We start from the raw sequence: 17,004 nt of genomic DNA, 5'->3' as shown, positions 1-17,004 counted from the left end.
AAGATTATCTGCTTCGTGAAGGACAGGTTTCAAGGCATATTCGCTTTATTGCCCAGGGAAGTCTGTATGCCTTCCATATTGATGAAAAAGGCAAAGAAAATATTACTCAGCTGGGTATTGAAAACTGGTGGATCAATGATCTGTACAGCTATCTGAGTGAGCTTCCTTCAATTTACCTTCCTTCTTTGCTTATGGTGTATTTGCAGGCGAAATTATGGCCCCTGTTATGTTGATGCTGGGCTTCAGAACACGTCTGGCAGGTTTAATTTTTGCAGCCAACTGTTTTACTGCAACGGTTCTTACCCAAACGGCTAACCTCTTTAAACTTAATGATTTTGGAGGCTGGCTATGGAATTATTGGTGATCTCTATGTTGGTGGGAATAAGTTTCTTCTTTGCAGGAGCTGGGAAATATGCGGTTTCTACAGCAAATAAGTGGGATTAATGCATAAAATATGAAAAACGTTAATACACCATTTTTTCTTCTATTGCAGTTTCAAAATTGTAATTGTTTTCAAGAATGCACGAATGATTTTATTCGTGCATTTATGTTTGAATCATTACTTTTCTCCCTATCTTTATCCTGAATTTAATAAGTTATCATGAAGGAAGTAATCGTGTATCAAATTGATTCTTTTACAAAAGAAAAATTCAAAGGGAATCCTGCAGGAGTTGTTCTCGATGCTGAAAAGCTAACCGCTGAAGAAATGCAGCTCATCGCCAGAGAACTCAATAATTCGGAAACAGCATTTGTGATTAAACCTAAGCCGAAAGAAGATTTTGATTACCACGTACGTTACTTCACTCCTACTACAGAAGTCCCTATCTGCGGACATGCCACCATTGGAGCTCTTTACGCGAAAGCTATAGAAGACCGGCTGGATTCCTGTACTATTAAAATTAATACTCAGGTTGGGATTCTGCCTATTGATATTCTAAAAGCAGATAATGATTATCAGGTTACTATGACCCAGGGAAGTTTTAGCCTGGAGCCTGCTTTTGAACCATCAATACAACAAAGAATTGTGAATGCACTAGGCTTAAAGAAAGAAGACCTGAATGAGAAATGCCCAATACAAATAGCTTCTACGGGACATTCTAAAGTGATGATTGGCATTAACAACAGAACTTTGCTGAATCATCTGAATCCGGATTTTACTGCTTTGGCCCATCTCAGCAAAGAAATCAACTGTAATGGGTATTTTGTATTTACTTTTGATTCAGATGATAAAGACGTTTTAACCTACGGAAGAATGTTTGCTCCCGCCATCGGTATTCAGGAAGATCCTGTTACAGGCAATGCGAATGGACCTTTAGGTGGTTATCTAATTCAGAATAAAATTATAGAAGCCTCTGACGGAGTTTTTGAATTTGTCGGAAGGCAGGGAGAAGCCATTAATCGTATCGGACAAATGAAAATTGAGGTTACCATAAAAAATAATCTTCCTGAAATCATCAGAATTACAGGGAGTGCGGTTCATGTATTCCGTACTGTGATGTCTGTTTGATACTTATTCTGAATCCGGTTTTGTTTCTTCCAATTTTTTCCTGTAATTCTTTGGAGTAGATCCTGTTTTTACTCTGAACAGATAAGAAAAATGGGAAAAGTTCTGAAACCCTAATTCAAAAGCGATTTCCTTAATGGATTTGTCTGAGCTATGAAGCAGGTTTTTAGCTTCAAGGATAATTCTCTCTTTGATAAATTCAAGAGGTGAAATTTTATATTGTTTTCTACAGATCACCCCAAGATAATTAGGTGTAATGCACAGCTCATCAGCATAAAAAGATACATTCTTCTGTGTTTTATAATATTTATCCACCAGCATATGGAAGCGAAAGGCAAGATTATCCGGAGTACTTAATGCTTTATTTCCATAGGCATGTTCTACCCATAAATTGATTATAAGCGCCAAAAGACGTACCCTCGCATTGATAAGCTCCGGAAAAACCACATCTGCAGCAATTTCTTTCCTGATGGCATTAAATTCAAGACTGAATCTGTGATAGGTTTCTTCATCAGGTTCTATCAGTTCATATTTACTGTAGGAGGAAAAAGTGAATTTAAGGGTAGGTGAAAAGGTCTTAAGAATTTCATCATTAATAATAAGTCTTCTTCCTACTGTATCAGGAGCCAGCTCCCATTTGTATTCTCTTTTCGGAAGATGGATGAATAATTGCTGAGCTTTTAAGCCATATTGATTCAGGCCGGTTGTACATTTTCCGCCCTCACATTCATCCAACAGAATAATGGTAAAACAATTATCAGGAAAAAAGTTAAGGGAATCGCCACTGATCTCATCCTGAAAAACAACGTCAATTCCTTTGTTAAATACCTCTTCTACTGAATTTTTATTAATCAGCTCTTTATCTATTATCATACCTATCTTTTCAATACTAATTTATGAAAATACCTCATATATTGTTTTTTTGTGACTATACAATATATTTTATTTTGTATTGTTTTTAGCAGCGTGCAAAGATACATTCTTCTTTTTCGTCCGGAAATATCAGAAACCGTGATAAGAATATCCTATTTTCATATCATTTACGATTGATTAGAATATGAAAAAATTAAAAGCAGGACACTATCCTTCTATTTCTCTTACTTTTAAGCACATCTCTTACTTTTTATACTTAATTTTTCAGTCGGGATATTTTTAGTGTATCGTTAAAACAATAAGTATATTTGTATAAGGATCTTTTTCCTAATACTCCTATGTTAACAGACAAATTCGGAAGACCTATCAACTATCTAAGGCTGGCCGTTGTGGACAGATGCAACCTTCGGTGTACTTACTGTATGCCGGAAAAAGGACTTCCATGGATCAAACAAAACGATCTTATGACTGATGAAGAAATGCTCAGGATATGTTCCGTTTTTACAGATCTTGGGGTTGATAAAATCAGAATTACAGGTGGAGAGCCTTTTGTCAGAAAGAATTGTATCAACCTGATTGAAAAAATATCACAGCTTCATGGGCTTACTGATATCAGTTTAACCACCAATGGGCTTCTTACTGAACAATACATTCCACAACTGAAAACATTTGGCGTAAAATCTGTCAACCTCAGCCTTGATACGCTGGATGAAGACCGTTTCTTTACAATCACCCGCCGTAAAAGCTTTGATAAGGTGATGAAAACACTCGATAGTTTGCTGAAACATCAGATCAGAGTAAAAATCAACACCGTGGTAATGGATCATCAGAATATAGAAGATATTATTCCTTTGGTTGAACTTACGAAAACCCTTCCGGTAGATGTCCGTTTTATTGAAGAAATGCCATTCAATGGAAATAATAATGCTGATATCATCCCAAAATGGAGCTATCCGCAAATCTATAACTATATTAAAGATCATTTTCCTGAGATAGAAAAATTGCAAGATCCTAAAAGCTCTACCTCATACAATTACAAAATACCAGGTTTTACAGGAAATATCGGCATTATTGCAGCATATACACGTTCATTCTGTGGAGACTGCAACAGAATACGAATCACTCCTTCCGGGATATTAAGAACCTGTTTGTATGAAGGGGGCGGAATTAATCTAAAAGATATGATCCGTTCAGGAACCAATGATAATGAATTAAAAAATATAATAATCAACAGTATACATCATAAGCCCAAAGACGGATGGGAAGCTGAGCAACAGAGTCTTAATGCATCATCTATTCATCAGTCGATGGCTACAATAGGAGGATAACTATGGAAATGATTACCGTACAACAGGCTGAAGATATCATACTTTCCCAAGCAAAGGATTTTGGAAAAGAATATATTGCTTATGACCAGGCATTAGGAAGAGTTTTGGCTGAAGATCTTACTGCAGACAGGGATTTACCGCCTTTTGACCGGCCTACCGTTGATGGAATTGCCATCCGTTATAATGCCTATGAAAAAGGAATCAGATCTTTTCCGATCAAAGCTGTACAGTCTGCAGGAGAACCACCTATACCAATTGATACAGAAACTGAATGTATAGAAATTATGACCGGGGCGGCTTTAGACCGTTCAGCAGATACCGTCATACGATATGAAGATATCTCCATTAATAATGGAATGGCAAGTTTTACTGTCGACATTAAAAAAGGACAAAATATCCATCTGAAAGGCAGAGATAAAAAAGAAGGAGAAATTCTGGTAAAAGCCCATCAGGTTATCACTCCTGCCATCATTGGGATAGCCTCTTCCATTGGAAAAACCTCTATCGCAGTAAAAAAACTGCCTAAAATTATCATCATTTCCACAGGGGATGAAATGGTAAGCCCGGAATCTATTCCTTCTGCTTATCAGTTAAGGCGTTCCAACGGAATTACGATACAGTCTGTTTTGAAAAAATACCATGTTGAAGCAGATATTCTTCATCTCAATGATGATTACGAAGAGATCAAAAAAGAAATCTCCCGCTGTATCCATGAATATGATGTTCTTCTTATGAGTGGCGGCGTATCTATGGGAAAATTTGATTATCTGCCTCAGGTTTGTGAAGAGCTGGGGATAAAAAAGCTTTTTCACAAAATAAAACAAAGACCTGGAAAACCGTTCTGGTTTGGTAAAAACAATGCTGATAAACTTGTTTTTGCCTTTCCGGGAAATCCTGTTTCGGTATTTATGTGTTTACACCGATACTGTATTCCCTGGCTGGAAAAGTCTCTGGAAATACCAGGAAGTTCTCCTCAATTTGCAGTGTTACAGAATGATATTGAAGTTCCTTTTTCTCTCCAGTATTTTGTTCAGGTGAAACTGGGTACGAATCAGCTGGGCCAGCTCACTGCAGAATCGGTTTATACCAATGGATCCGGAGATTTCTCTCACCTTGCGGATACAAATGCTTTTATAGAACTTCCTTTGGAGCAGAATAGTTTTAAGAAAGGAGAAGTATACCGGATATGGAAGTATAATGATTAAAACAAGTATAAAGCCACAAATACATGAATATTATGTATGTCTAAACTTCGTAAGAATCTCAACTTTGCTATTGAAATATAACAGTTTAGATTCCTACAGAATGACAAACTCTATGTTGATTTTCAGTTACTGATTAATAATACAAAAGCATTCATGTATTCGTGCCAAAACACCACATCTGTGGTTAAAAAAGAAGATATGTCAGAATTTACTCATCTTAATAAAAAAGGACAGCCTGCCATTGTAGATGTTGGTGGAAAAAGTGTAACCAAAAGAAAAGCCGTTGCACAAGCCATTATTTCTTTACCCGACAATGTATTGGAGGCTTTACAACAGGACGACTTTAAAACAAAAAAAGGATCTGTTTTCCAGATTGCCATCATTGCAGGAATTATGGGAGCTAAGAAAACAAGCGAACTTATTCCCCTTTGCCATCCCATAGGACTTGATAACTGTAATTTACAGATAGAATTGAATGACCAAAATGATATTGTTATTGAATGCACAGCCAGTATAGAAGCAAAAACGGGTGTGGAAATGGAAGCCCTTACCGGTGCTTCAGTAGCTGCATTAACGATCTACGATATGTGCAAAGCATTAAGCCATGATATTGTCATCAAAGAAATTAAATTAATAGAAAAATCAGGTGGAAAAAATGATTTCAGAAGAGCCTAATACCATTCCAAAAATCAATGGCCTCGTTCTCGCTGGCGGAAAAAGTGTAAGAATGGGCAAAGCTAAAGATCTTCTTCAATGGCACGGAAAGGAACAGCGCTATTTTGCAGCAGACCTTCTGGCTTCTTTTTGTGATGAGGTTTTCATTTCCTGCAGGCAAGATCAATTGGAAAACTTTGACTCACAATATAAAGCTCTTACAGATACCTTCCTGAATATGGGGCCTTTTGGCGGAATTCTTTCTGCATTACGGGCACAAAGAGATAAAGCATGGTTAGTAGTAGCTTGTGATCTCCCGTTATTGGATCCAAAATCTCTGGAATTTTTAATACAGTCAAGAAATCCTGAAAAGGCAGCAACTACTTATGAAAGTCCTTTTGACGGCTTACCAGAGCCTTTGATTACCATTTGGGAGCCTAAAAGTTATCCTTTACTGCTTAATTTTCTGGGAATCGGGAATACCTGTCCGCGGAAGGTTTTAATTAATAGTGATACACTTATATTAAAACCGGATAATCCGGATGCCTTAATGAATGTGAATACCCCTAAAGATGCAGAAAAAGCACAACGAATCCTGAAAGGCTGATTTTTAACCACATAGCTACATAAGACTTTGAGCAAAGGCAAACCGTTGATTGTCATTGCGAGCGAAGCGAAGCAAGCTTAGGGTTTGGTATTTTCATTTCAGATTTGTTAGGAAACGCAAAGGCGTAATTTATTTATCTCCTTTGTGTTTTTAAGGCGCAAAGATTTTATCTGCGATAAAAATTGAATACCGTAGAAATAAATAGCTATAAAAATCTGCGAAATCTGCATAATCTGCGAGAATATATAAATCGTCACTAATGCACGAATAATTCTAATAATAAAGGGAATAAATTAACAAATAAGCATTAAAAATTCTGGCATTCGTGGCTAAGAAATTGCAGCAAGAAAAATAAAAAACAATTATGAATACATCATTTGAACGTTATCAGTGTCAGATTGCTTTACCAGGGTTTGGTATGGAGTCTCAGGAACTGCTGAACAATGCCAGAGTCCTTATCGTAGGAATGGGAGGACTTGGCTGCCCTACGGCTCAATACCTTGCGTCTTCCGGTATTGGAACTATTGGTATTGCAGATGATGATATTGTTTCTTTAAGTAATCTCCATCGCCAGATTTTATTTACTCCTGATGATATAGGAACTTATAAAGTAAATGTTGCTGCCAAAAGATTAAAACAACAGAACCCTGCCGTTTCCATTATTCCTTATACACTACGCATCACTTCCACTAATGTAATGGAACTGATCTCAGAATTTGATCTCATCATTGAAGGAACAGATAATTTTGAAACCAAATGCCTGTTGAATGATGCCTGTGTTTTAGCTGGAAAACCTTTAGTTTATGGAGCCATTTATCAACATGAAGGACAGGTCAGTATCTGGAATGTTTTACAAGAGGATGGTACTTATTCTCCTAACTATCGCGACGTTTTCCCCAATGCGGAAGAGTCTCAGGTTCCTAACTGCCGAGAAGGAGGTGTAATTCCTACTTTAGCTGGGATGATAGGCTGTATGCAGGCCAACGAAGCTATCAAATACCTCATAGGATCTGAAGAAATCTTAGCCGGAAAACTATGGATGATGAACGTAATGAGTGGTAAAACTCAGATCATCAAGCTAAGAAAAACATCGGTTCAGATCTCAGCCCTTCCCCAGACTGTTCAGCTTATGAGCTTTGAACAGTTTAAAAAGGATCAGGCAAATTTTGAAACTATAGATGTGCGTACAAAGGAAGAGCACCAGCATTTTAATATTGGTGGAAAAAATATTCCTTTAGATGAACTGGAGAACCACTACTCTTTTATTTCTTCGATTTCAAATCCCATAGTGGTTTACTGCCAATCCGGTAAACGAAGCATGGAAGCCGTGAGAAAAATCAAAAAGGAATTTCCTGAGAAGGAGGTGTTTTCTTTGAAAAACGGTATTAATGAAATACCACAGTAGTTTTTTTAACTGTAAATAGCCAAAAGGTACAAAAGGTTTTATTGGCCGCACGAATAATTTTTTGTTGAATAAATTCGTTTTTTGTTTACATAAATGAAAATCAACATGGAGCATTGTCATTCCGTAGGAATCTATACTATAATATTCTAAAAACGAAGTTGAGATTCCTACGGAATGACAGACAGGAAGATAAAATACATGTTTACAAATGTCAACGTATAAGATCTGCATAATCTGTAAAATCTGCCGAGATATTTTTAATTTAATTATTGAGATTGCTTCACCTTGCTCACCAGTCTATTTAATCAAACAAACTTACATCTGAATAGAAGACTTTTCCATTACTGACTCTTGCCGGAGCGGTATAAGGATGCTCATCTGCTTTCCCTACATTCATGATATGTTCTACATCCCACCCTTTTGCTTTTAGGTAATCTGAGATCATGGATCTGTGACAGCTCCACCATACAGCTTCTGAGCACATAAATGCTGTTGTTTTTAACCTCGCTATTGTCTCTAGTTTTTCAATAGCTTTGGTAAATTCTTCGGTCTGCATATAATCAGCATATCCACGGAAGGATTCATTTCTCCAGCGGCTATTCACTGAATTGGGCTGTACTTTTCTTCTTCCTCCCAATGTCTCGAAATGAATATATTCAATACCATGTTCCGGTAACACTTTCCCCAGATTGTCTTTACTGAACCACGGATATCTCTTTGAACCTGCAAATCTCCTTACATCAGCTAAAACTTCAATATTAAATGATTTCAACATCTCCATAAATTCTTCCAGGGAATGGGTAGAATGTCCAATCGTATAAATAATCGGTCTTTTCAAAGGTTCCATAAGTTTACAATCAATCTATAATAGTATATTTTTCTTTCTTAGAGACAGCAAATTCTTCTCCTGCCATTTCATGAATTGTTTCATCAATCATTACAGACATTGTATTCAGAGCCAGATCATTGGCATCCGTACCAAATGGTTCTTCAATTTCATCTGCAATGGCCTCAAATGCCACGAATGTATAAGCAACAAAAACAACAATAAGCGGAGTAAACCATCTCAAAGAATCTACTAACCCAAACGGCAATAGAAAACAGTAAATATATACGGTACGGTGCAGTAAAACACGGTAACTGTAAGGAAGCGGCGTGGAAACAATTCTTTCACACCCGCCTACAATATCTGAAAGTTTATCAAAGTTCTCATCAAAACGGGCCTGCTGAATGGTATCTATACTTCCTTCTTCTTTTGCCTGCTGAACCCATTCTGCCAATAACCTCATTATAACAGCAGGTTTATACTTTGACGCCAAAACTATTTTTAACTGATCTTCATTTAATCTTTCTTTCAGATCATTATGTGCATCCGTACCTCTCAGCTGATGTTTCAAAGCAAAAATAAAAGCGCCTAATAACGCGATAAATTCTGAAACGGAAACTTTGTTTTCTGTATTTTTTAATGTTAGGGCTTGGCGGGTTAATGATCGTGCGGTATTTAATAAAGCTCCCCATAACTTACGTCCTTCCCAGAATCGGTCATAGCTGGCATTATTCCTGAATCCTAAGAATAAGGCCAGTACAAATCCGAATAGTGTTAATGGTGCCGGGTTAAGCGGAACTTTAAAGGAAAAAATAACTCCACGAAGGTAAACTACGCCCAACGATATGATAAAAAGCAAAAAAAGACGGGGCAACAACCCAGGTAATACTGAGCCATGCCAGACAAAAAGCATTTTAAACCAATGTTCTTTCTTCCTTATAATCATACTGTTTTTTGTAAATCCTAATTTTTAAATTTATTTTTTGATCTGTCCAATTACTAAAGATTCCAACTGATAAGAGCTGCGTGCAGGCTTCTTCTCACCTTCTGCAACAATACGAAGCGGTCCTTTGGATTCTGCCAGAGGTTTTCCGTCCATCGTATCTGCTACAATAACGTTTTTATCCGCAATGGAAGCATCCAGCTCTGCTAATGAAAATAAAACCTGATAACCGTCTTTACATTTTGCCAGCAGATATTTTGATATATTCTCACCATGAAGCTCTTTTCCTGAAGGAGCTCCGGCCTTTGCAAGAATATCCTGAACAGAAACGCCTGTGTACACATGAACGTTTCCATCTTTATCTTTAAGAGAGGCTTCTTTTCTCGGCATCTTTGATAAATCACCCAGGCTCAGCTCTAAAGGTGCAGGAACTTCCCCACTCACTTTCAGCTTGAATCCGGATTGACCGAACGCCCAGCCGGAAAGCAATAACAGCGCTACAGGCAGTATTTTTTTCATACAACAATATAAGAATAATTATGGTCTTTGAATAGCACCCTGATACAACATTTCATCTACTTTTTTATATACCTCAGGATCGTGTTTTTTAATCTTGATTTTCACATATTTGGAAGCCGGCATATTACTTTCCTTCACCACATTATTTACAGAGACCAAAACATTGGTTTCAGGGAAATAGGTAACAGTATTCTTTTCAGGAATCTGATAGGAAACAATGATAAACAGAGGAGCAACTCTTTCTATGCCGTCATCATAGTTGAAAAGATCTACTTTATCGCCTGCTTTAAATCCTGCTTTATCAATATCCTTTTGATTCATAAAGATGACACGACGTTCATTTTTAATTCCACGGTAACGGTCATCTAAGCCGTAAATGGTTGTATTGAATTGGTCATGAGTACGGGTTGTAGCCATCATATATTCATCAGGTGCCAGCGTATTATCAGGAATTTCGGTTAATGTAAACGGAGCACGTCCGCCTAATTCTTTAGCAAAAATCTGCTCATCTCTTGCTGCATTGGGAAGATAGAATCCTCCTTTTTGTCTGACGCGTACATTATAGTCTTTAAAACCAGGGATACACTGTTCAATATCATCTCTTACCGCATCATAGCTATCATGAAAACGCTGCCAGTTTACTACGGAACGGCTTCCCAGAGTGGCCATGGCCATACGGCATACGATCTGAGTCTCATTGATGAGATTATCTGAAACGGCATCCAGCATTCCTTTTGAACTCTGAACCACACCCATTGAGTTTTCTGTGGTGATGATCTGCACTTCACCATTTACAATATCTTTGTCACTTCGGCCATACGTTGGGAGAATTAAAGCTTCTTTCCCATGAACAAGATGCCCTCTGTTCAGTTTGGTGGAAACGCATACCAGCAAATTAAGTTTTCTCAAAGCATTGGCTGTATAAGTAGTATCCGGTGTTGCAGAAAGGAAATTTCCACCCATACAGAACATTACTTTTATTTTTTCTTCGTGAATGGCCTTTATGGCACGCACTACATCGTATCCATGTTTGCGGGGAACTTTGAAACCGTAGAAATTTTCAAGGCGGTCAAGCTGTTCATCCGTTGGTTTTTCATCAATCATCATCGTTCTGTTTCCCTGAACGTTGCTGTGGCCTCGTACAGGGCAGACTCCCGCTCCGGGTTTACCGATACTTCCTTTCAATAAAAGGATATTGAGAATTTCGCGGATCATATCTACTCCGTTCGGCTGTTGGGTAAGCCCCATTCCCCAGCTAACGATAATCTTCTTTTTGAAAGCCATCATTTCTGCTGCCTGACGAAGTGCTTTTTCAGAAACTCCTGAAAGCTCAGCCAGCTCTTCCAGTTTGTACTGGTCAAACTGCTTCATAAAATCCTCATATCCTACTGTCTTATTTTTAATGAAATCTTCATCAAAAACCTTACCTGGATTTTGCTTTTCAAATTCTATTAAAAGGATCTCCAAAGCTTTCAATAAAGCCATATCTCCGTTAATCTTGACAGGCAAATAGAGATCGGCCAGCTGTACTCCTCCGATGAGGATTTCTTTAACGCTCTGAGGGTTAATAAATCCCATCAGCCCGGCTTCCGGCAATGGATTAATGACAATGATTTTGGCTCCATTCTTTTTCCCTTTTGCCAGAGCACTCATCATTCTCGGCGCATTGGTTCCCGGATTTTGACCGATGATCACAATCACTTCGGCATCATAAAAATCTTCCAGGGTTACCGTTCCTTTACCAATTCCTATAGTTGGACGAAGCGCAGAACCGGATGTTTCATGACACATATTGGAACAGTCGGGCATATTATTCGTTCCGAATTCTTTCGCAAACAACTGATAAACAAACGATGCTTCATTACTTGTTCTTCCTGATGTATAAAAGGCTGCCTGATCAGGAGATTCCAATGCATTGAAATGTTCCGCAATCTTTTTGAAAGCATTATCCCAACTTATGGGTTCATAATGAGTTGCTCCAGGAGCCAGATACATTGGGTCGGTAAGTCGTCCCATTTTCCCGATCTGATAATCATCTAATTTTGCCAGGTCGTATACGGAATTTTGCTTGAAAAATTCAGGGGTTACTTTTTTGGTGGTTGCCTCTTCTGCAAGGGCTTTTGCACCATTTTCACAATACTCGCCAAGCACGGAACGCTCATCATCAGGATCTGGCCATGCACAGCTTGGACAGTCGAAACCACCTACCTGATTCATTTTGAACAAGGCTCTCATTCCCCGGATTGGTGTTTTTTCTTCAAATAAATCACTAAAAGCAGCCATTACTGCCGGAACTCCCGCAGCTGCTTTTTCTACGTGTGTTAATTTAAGGTTTAGTAAAGTGAACGGATTCTCAGCATTGGGTTCTCTGCTGATTTCTTCTTCTACTTTCTTTTTATTATTTTCTTCCATAACCTTTTATTTTTGTAAAGTGATTAGCATTTTAGATTGGGATTCGGGTAATTATCACTCTGGTCTTCCATTGTATTGTCTATGCAGACAAAATCTTTTTCTACCAAAAGTTTTACAGGACCCACCTGCCCGTCAAATCCCACAATATCTGTGGAAACTAATTCTTCTACCATGGCTTCGGGCATTTTCATTACAATTCTATTTTCAATAAATGCCGCTGATAGCGTGGCATCATTTGTTTTTTCTATGGTATAGATGAATGGTCTGTCTACAAATTCCGTAAAACTGGAAACTATTCCGTTTTTTCCTAACTCTGAAACTTCGGACTGGGTTAAACGAAACCTGATGGAGTTGTCTTTTATTCTTATTTTCATTTGTTTCTTTCTTTTAACCACGAAATCAAATTATTTTATTTGTTCGTGATGGTTATCATTGATTATGAAATCTTTTATTTTTTGCCACGAATAATTTTTGTGCTCGTAACTAAATATTACTAATTATTTATTATATCTATTGTTTTTAGAATATATCAAGTCCCATTCACTAATCTTATTCGTGTATTCGTACCATTATTATCTACTTTTCAGTGATTTTGTGGAAACTGCTTTCGTTATAAATATTAAACCTATTGTCTCTAAGGAAACCCAACAGCGTCATATCAAACTCTTTTGCTACATCTACTGCAAGACTGGACGGTGCACCTATTGCTGCCACCACTGAAATTCCTGCCATAGCAGCCTTTTGAATAAGCTCGAAGCTTGCCCTTCCGCTCAACACTAAAATTTTATCCTTCAATGGCAGTTGTCCTGTGAATAATGCATGTCCGATCAGTTTATCCAATGCATTATGTCTTCCTACATCTTCCCGTAGTGCCAACAGTTCTCCTTCAAAATTAAAAATCCCGGAGGCATGAATTCCACCTGTAGCACTGAAATTATTCTGAAAAGACTGTAGATTGCCGGCTAACTGATATAATACATCAAATAATAAAATATGCTCTTCCCGTTCGATATGCTGAAAAGTACTTACGGTTTTAATGGACTCGATAGAACCTTTACCACAGACTCCACAACTGGATGTAGTATAAAAATTTCTGTCAACGTTTTTTAGGTGTGGAACAAAATTTTCCGTCAGCTCCACTTCAATGATATTTTCTCTGTTTCTGGAGCATTCTGCCTGCGGATGGTCTATATTTTGAATCTCATGGGAGCCTGAAATAATTCCTTCTGTAAATAGAAAACCGGCTGCCAGTTCGGCATCGTTACCCGGTGTTCTCATCGTTACAGATATGTTTTTAGTGATCCTCTGGTCTTTTGGGCCATAGGAAATCCGGATTTCCAGCGGTTCTTCTACAGAAATATCGTCTGTATAAGGAAAACTGCTGTCTTCTTTTACTTTAACAATATCTATTTTCTGTACAGATTTATTTTCTAATGTGTTGATTTTCATACATACATCATCTGTTATAGTAAATATACGAATTTTTGTTCTTCAATTACGGATGGGCAGAAACCCATTCTTCACCATCTTCAAAAATCTCTTTTTTCCATATAGGAACAGTTTTCTTGATGGTATCAATGATGTAACGGCAGGCATCAAAAACAGCATCCCGGTGTCCGTCACTTACGACAATAATGACTGCAGCATCACCAGGAAACAATATTCCGGTACGGTGGTGAACCACAATATTACGTACGGAAAACAATGTTATAGCCTGGTCTACAATTTTCCTGATTTCCTTGATTGCCATAGATTGATAGCATTCATATTCCAAACGAACGACAGGTTTATTCTGAGTAATGTTACGGACAGTTCCTATGAATGTTGCAATGCCGCCACTACTCAGATCCTGAGCCAGAGTAAGGCATTCGTTTATGTTTAATATATTTTCTGTGATTCTGATATCAGTCATTTCATTTCCTTTCATTTTTATGCTTTAATTTCACAAGCTATTTTATTCGTGCATTTGTTGCATTTTTTCCGCCATGCATGCACGAATATTTTTTGAGTATCATAAGAGTTATCCACCACTTACCGGGGGAATAACCGCTATTTCGTCTGTGCTTACAATGATCTGACCGTCTTCAGCATATTCTTCATTCACCGCGATGAAATAGGATTTCAGTTTGATGAGCTGTGGAAAGTCTTTTTCCAACCTCTTTTTTAATTGACTGACATTCAAATCATCCTGAATTTCCAATTCTTTTTCTGATGCTCCGAAAATATCCTTTGTTATTCCAAAAGCCAATATTTTAAGTTTCATTTTATTTTTAAACTAAGTTTTTACCAATATTTTATGAGAACATTTATTCCTGCCACCAATACCAAAACCGCTGTCATTCTTTTTATCACCAGAGGATTCCATTTCAGGGACATTCTGGACCCAACTTGCCCGCCTATAAAAACAGCAAGGCATAAGCTTAAAATTCTGAAATAATCCATTTCTACGGAAAGTTTGGATATTTGTCCGAAAATACCTGATACTGAATTTACCAATATAAAAACACTGGAAGTAGCAGCTATTTTTCTTGGGGTGTCCCATTTCATTAAGTTCAATAATGGAGAGAGAAAAATACCACCTCCAATGCCTACCAGCCCGGATAGGAACCCTATTCCGCCCCCTAAAAAACTGTTTCCAAGAACTCCATATTTTGATTCCTTTGAGATTATTTCTTCGTTTTTAGTTTCTGTTTTAATCCATAATAAGAGTGCTGCTATAATAAGAGTGATTCCTAAAATCAGAAAAAATGTTTCCTGGCTTATTTTCAGTATGGCTCCCAAATAGGCCATTGGAACGCTTACCAACGTTATGGGAAGTACTTTTTTCCAATTGATCTGTTTATTTTTAATGTAAATGTATACCCCTCCAACTACAACAATGACGTTACAAATCAATGCTGTTAAACGGATTTCCTGATAAGGCAGACTATACATAGCCAATACAGCCAGATAACTGGACCCGCCTCCAAATCCTACCGATGAATACACAAATGCAATGATCAAAAACAACAGAAAAATCTCCCAATGCCCCATATTATTTATTGATGGTTAATTTCATTACAATAATACTCATTTTAAGTCTTGTTTAATGATCGAAAAACTAAAAGTCTCTGCATTAATTTGTGAAAAAAATGTCATAAATTGTTTATCTCAAGAATAAAATGGTGTGTTACCATTATCATTTATTAAATTTGATTCATTAGAAACAGTAAAAATGCCTGTAAACGAAACACAAAAAAATATGAACTCTCAGAATGTTACCGATTATCCCAACAACAACACCTACTTTTTGGTTTGGAATTTCAAACAGGATGCAGATCCTTCCAAGATTAAATCTGTATTCCAGAGAATGTGCGCCCTTGTCACTAATCTGAACAACTCAGCTTTGGATCGTTTTCCGAATTCAAAAGCAAGCTGTGTGATGGGAATTGGATATGAAGCCTGGTTACAACTTGAATTACCCAGCCCATTGCCTAAAGAATTTAAAAAGTTTGAAGAAATAAAAGGCAGTAAGCATACTGCTGTGAGTACAAGAGGAGACATTCATTTTCATATTCGTTCCGATGAAAAAAGCCTGGCGTATGATATGGCTTCTACCATTTCGGATTTCATGACAGAAATTGCTGATTGTGTAGTGGAAGTTCAGGGATTCCGCTATTGGGACAGCAGATCCATTTTAGGTTTTGTGGATGGTACAGAAAATCCACATGGGAAAGACCGTGATTATTTTGCTATTATAGGAGATACAGATCCTGAATATGAAGGTGGAAGCTATCTTTTTGTTCAGAAATATATCCATAATATGAATGCCTGGAAATCTCTTTCTGTAGAAGATCAGGAAAAAGTGATCGGAAGGTCAAAAGAACAGGATATTGAAATGGATGATGATGTAAAACCCAAAAACTCTCATATTGCCTTGGCTAATGTAGGAGATGATTTCAAGGTTGTGAGGGATAATATGCCTTTTGGAAATGTTTCTACGAATGAAATGGGGACTTATTTTATCTGCTATGCCAGCACATTCAGTACCGTTGAAAAAATGCTGACGAATATGTTTATTGGTGATCCTGTAGGAAATTATGACAGAATTCTGGATTTCAGTACGGCCCGGACCGGAACTTTATTTTTTGTTCCTTCAGCGGATATGCTGGATGAATTTTCCGGATAAGTCAATCCAAAACAATAATTTTACCATAAAAATAAATGGACCATTTCCTCTGAAATGGTCCATATTTTATATAGATTTTATTTTTCTAAACCTACTTCAATCTGATTCTCTCCATTGTATAATATATTCTTCAATATCTCTTTTTGAATGTTAACAATATCTCCGTTCTGTACCTTATGTTTTTTCTGTAGGGGCTTTCCATGAACAAAGACAGCATCTGCGTCAATCAATTGATTCAATTTACCTGATGAAAGGTTTAAGCAGGTTCTTATCACGGTAGATATTCTCAGATTAAATTCAAAAGGACATTTGATTGTAAAACTCAGTACTTCACTACCTGAAGCCATCATCTGCTCTAGTGAAACCTCATCAAACTGAATTTCATATTCAACACTGTCCAGATCTGCCTCTGCATTATTTTTTCTTCTTGTTTCGCGGGAAAAGGCATATTCCCAGACCAGCTCTGTGTCATTCTCTGAAAGCCTGTTGAAGATTTCCTTGCTGATAGATTCGGTTCTGATCCTGGAAAATAAGGTCATATTATATCGGGTATTGCATTT

Annotated in this window: 19 protein-coding genes and 1 pseudogene; 9 read left to right on the top strand and 11 right to left on the bottom strand. The window is 37.4% G+C overall.

The window, feature by feature from the left end:
* The 3 genes and pseudogenes from BBH99_RS20120 to BBH99_RS20110 all read left to right on the top strand — a co-directional run.
* Positions 1-233 (top strand): annotated as a pseudogene (locus tag BBH99_RS20120) (hypothetical protein); the annotation flags it as partial.
* A complete protein-coding gene (locus BBH99_RS20115; RefSeq protein ID WP_262487212.1) occupies positions 215-364 on the top strand; it encodes a hypothetical protein in 150 nt (49 codons plus the stop codon). The pseudogene BBH99_RS20120 and the gene BBH99_RS20115, both read left to right, overlap by 19 nt.
* 237 nt (positions 365-601) lie before the next feature.
* Positions 602-1,507, top strand: coding sequence for a PhzF family isomerase (locus tag BBH99_RS20110; protein WP_066699985.1), 906 nt, complete (start codon positions 602-604; stop codon positions 1,505-1,507).
* A gap of 3 nt (positions 1,508-1,510) precedes the next feature.
* Here the strand turns inward: BBH99_RS20110 and BBH99_RS20105 are convergent, their stop codons facing one another.
* Positions 1,511-2,377 (bottom strand): helix-turn-helix domain-containing protein, encoded by an 867-nt coding sequence (locus tag BBH99_RS20105; RefSeq protein ID WP_066699983.1) that lies wholly within the window; start codon positions 2,375-2,377, stop codon positions 1,511-1,513.
* A gap of 308 nt (positions 2,378-2,685) precedes the next feature.
* Here BBH99_RS20105 and moaA point away from each other — a divergent pair, with 308 nt between their 5' ends.
* From moaA to BBH99_RS20080, 5 genes are all read left to right on the top strand, one after another.
* Positions 2,686-3,705: a GTP 3',8-cyclase MoaA gene (gene moaA / locus BBH99_RS20100; protein WP_228390856.1), complete on the top strand. Its 1,020-nt coding sequence runs from the start codon at positions 2,686-2,688 to the stop codon at positions 3,703-3,705.
* 8 nt (positions 3,706-3,713) lie between these two features.
* On the top strand, positions 3,714-4,910 hold the full coding sequence (locus BBH99_RS20095; protein WP_066699992.1) for a molybdopterin molybdotransferase MoeA: 1,197 nt from the start codon (positions 3,714-3,716) through the stop codon (positions 4,908-4,910).
* Between the two features lie 198 nt (positions 4,911-5,108).
* Positions 5,109-5,585, top strand: coding sequence for a cyclic pyranopterin monophosphate synthase MoaC (gene moaC / locus BBH99_RS20090; RefSeq protein WP_066699990.1), 477 nt, complete (start codon positions 5,109-5,111; stop codon positions 5,583-5,585).
* Positions 5,566-6,171, top strand: a complete 606-nt coding sequence (locus BBH99_RS20085) for an NTP transferase domain-containing protein (RefSeq protein WP_066699981.1) — start codon at positions 5,566-5,568, stop codon at positions 6,169-6,171. The genes moaC and BBH99_RS20085 overlap by 20 nt, the downstream gene beginning before the upstream one ends.
* Positions 6,172-6,535: 364 nt before the next feature.
* Positions 6,536-7,576 (top strand): HesA/MoeB/ThiF family protein, encoded by a 1,041-nt coding sequence (locus BBH99_RS20080; RefSeq protein ID WP_066699980.1) that lies wholly within the window; start codon positions 6,536-6,538, stop codon positions 7,574-7,576.
* A 301-nt stretch (positions 7,577-7,877) separates the two neighbouring features.
* Here BBH99_RS20080 and BBH99_RS20075 read toward each other — a convergent pair whose 3' ends face one another.
* The 9 genes from BBH99_RS20075 to BBH99_RS20035 all read right to left on the bottom strand — a co-directional run bounded on the left by BBH99_RS20075 (position 7,878) and on the right by BBH99_RS20035 (position 15,309).
* Complete coding sequence (locus tag BBH99_RS20075; protein WP_394333772.1) at positions 7,878-8,423, bottom strand: DUF488 domain-containing protein; 546 nt, start codon at positions 8,421-8,423, stop codon at positions 7,878-7,880.
* Positions 8,424-8,433: 10 nt separating this feature from the next.
* On the bottom strand, positions 8,434-9,348 hold the full coding sequence (locus tag BBH99_RS20070) for a bestrophin family protein (RefSeq protein ID WP_066699978.1): 915 nt from the start codon (positions 9,346-9,348) through the stop codon (positions 8,434-8,436).
* A gap of 30 nt (positions 9,349-9,378) precedes the next feature.
* Complete coding sequence (locus tag BBH99_RS20065; RefSeq protein ID WP_066699976.1) at positions 9,379-9,864, bottom strand: molybdopterin-dependent oxidoreductase; 486 nt, start codon at positions 9,862-9,864, stop codon at positions 9,379-9,381.
* Positions 9,865-9,882: 18 nt separating this feature from the next.
* Complete coding sequence (locus BBH99_RS20060) at positions 9,883-12,276, bottom strand: FdhF/YdeP family oxidoreductase (RefSeq protein WP_066699974.1); 2,394 nt, start codon at positions 12,274-12,276, stop codon at positions 9,883-9,885.
* Positions 12,277-12,299: 23 nt separating this feature from the next.
* Positions 12,300-12,650 (bottom strand): DUF7009 family protein, encoded by a 351-nt coding sequence (locus BBH99_RS20055; RefSeq protein WP_066699972.1) that lies wholly within the window; start codon positions 12,648-12,650, stop codon positions 12,300-12,302.
* A 202-nt stretch (positions 12,651-12,852) separates the two neighbouring features.
* Positions 12,853-13,725: a formate dehydrogenase accessory sulfurtransferase FdhD gene (gene fdhD / locus BBH99_RS20050; protein ID WP_066699970.1), complete on the bottom strand. Its 873-nt coding sequence runs from the start codon at positions 13,723-13,725 to the stop codon at positions 12,853-12,855.
* Between the two features lie 46 nt (positions 13,726-13,771).
* Positions 13,772-14,203, bottom strand: a complete 432-nt coding sequence (locus tag BBH99_RS20045; protein WP_317041506.1) for a molybdenum cofactor biosynthesis protein MoaE — start codon at positions 14,201-14,203, stop codon at positions 13,772-13,774.
* Between the two features lie 93 nt (positions 14,204-14,296).
* Positions 14,297-14,539 (bottom strand): MoaD/ThiS family protein, encoded by a 243-nt coding sequence (locus BBH99_RS20040; RefSeq protein ID WP_066699968.1) that lies wholly within the window; start codon positions 14,537-14,539, stop codon positions 14,297-14,299.
* A gap of 20 nt (positions 14,540-14,559) precedes the next feature.
* Positions 14,560-15,309 carry a sulfite exporter TauE/SafE family protein gene (locus tag BBH99_RS20035; protein WP_066699965.1) on the bottom strand — a complete coding sequence of 250 codons (750 nt, stop codon included), beginning with the start codon at positions 15,307-15,309 and terminating at the stop codon, positions 14,560-14,562.
* Between the two features lie 208 nt (positions 15,310-15,517).
* Between BBH99_RS20035 and BBH99_RS20030 the strand changes: the two genes are divergently transcribed.
* Positions 15,518-16,444, top strand: coding sequence for a Dyp-type peroxidase (locus tag BBH99_RS20030; RefSeq protein WP_066699987.1), 927 nt, complete (start codon positions 15,518-15,520; stop codon positions 16,442-16,444).
* Between the two features lie 77 nt (positions 16,445-16,521).
* Here the strand turns inward: BBH99_RS20030 and BBH99_RS20025 are convergent.
* Positions 16,522-17,004: DUF1062 domain-containing protein (locus BBH99_RS20025; RefSeq protein ID WP_123873229.1), on the bottom strand; the 483-nt coding region annotated here is incomplete at its 5' end.

Origin of the sequence: Chryseobacterium contaminans, assembly GCF_001684955.1 — a bacterium.
Lineage (GTDB): Bacteria > Bacteroidota > Bacteroidia > Flavobacteriales > Weeksellaceae > Chryseobacterium > Chryseobacterium contaminans.
Note: the sequence above shows the minus strand (reverse complement) of the source record. Positions and strands in the feature narration are given on the sequence as shown.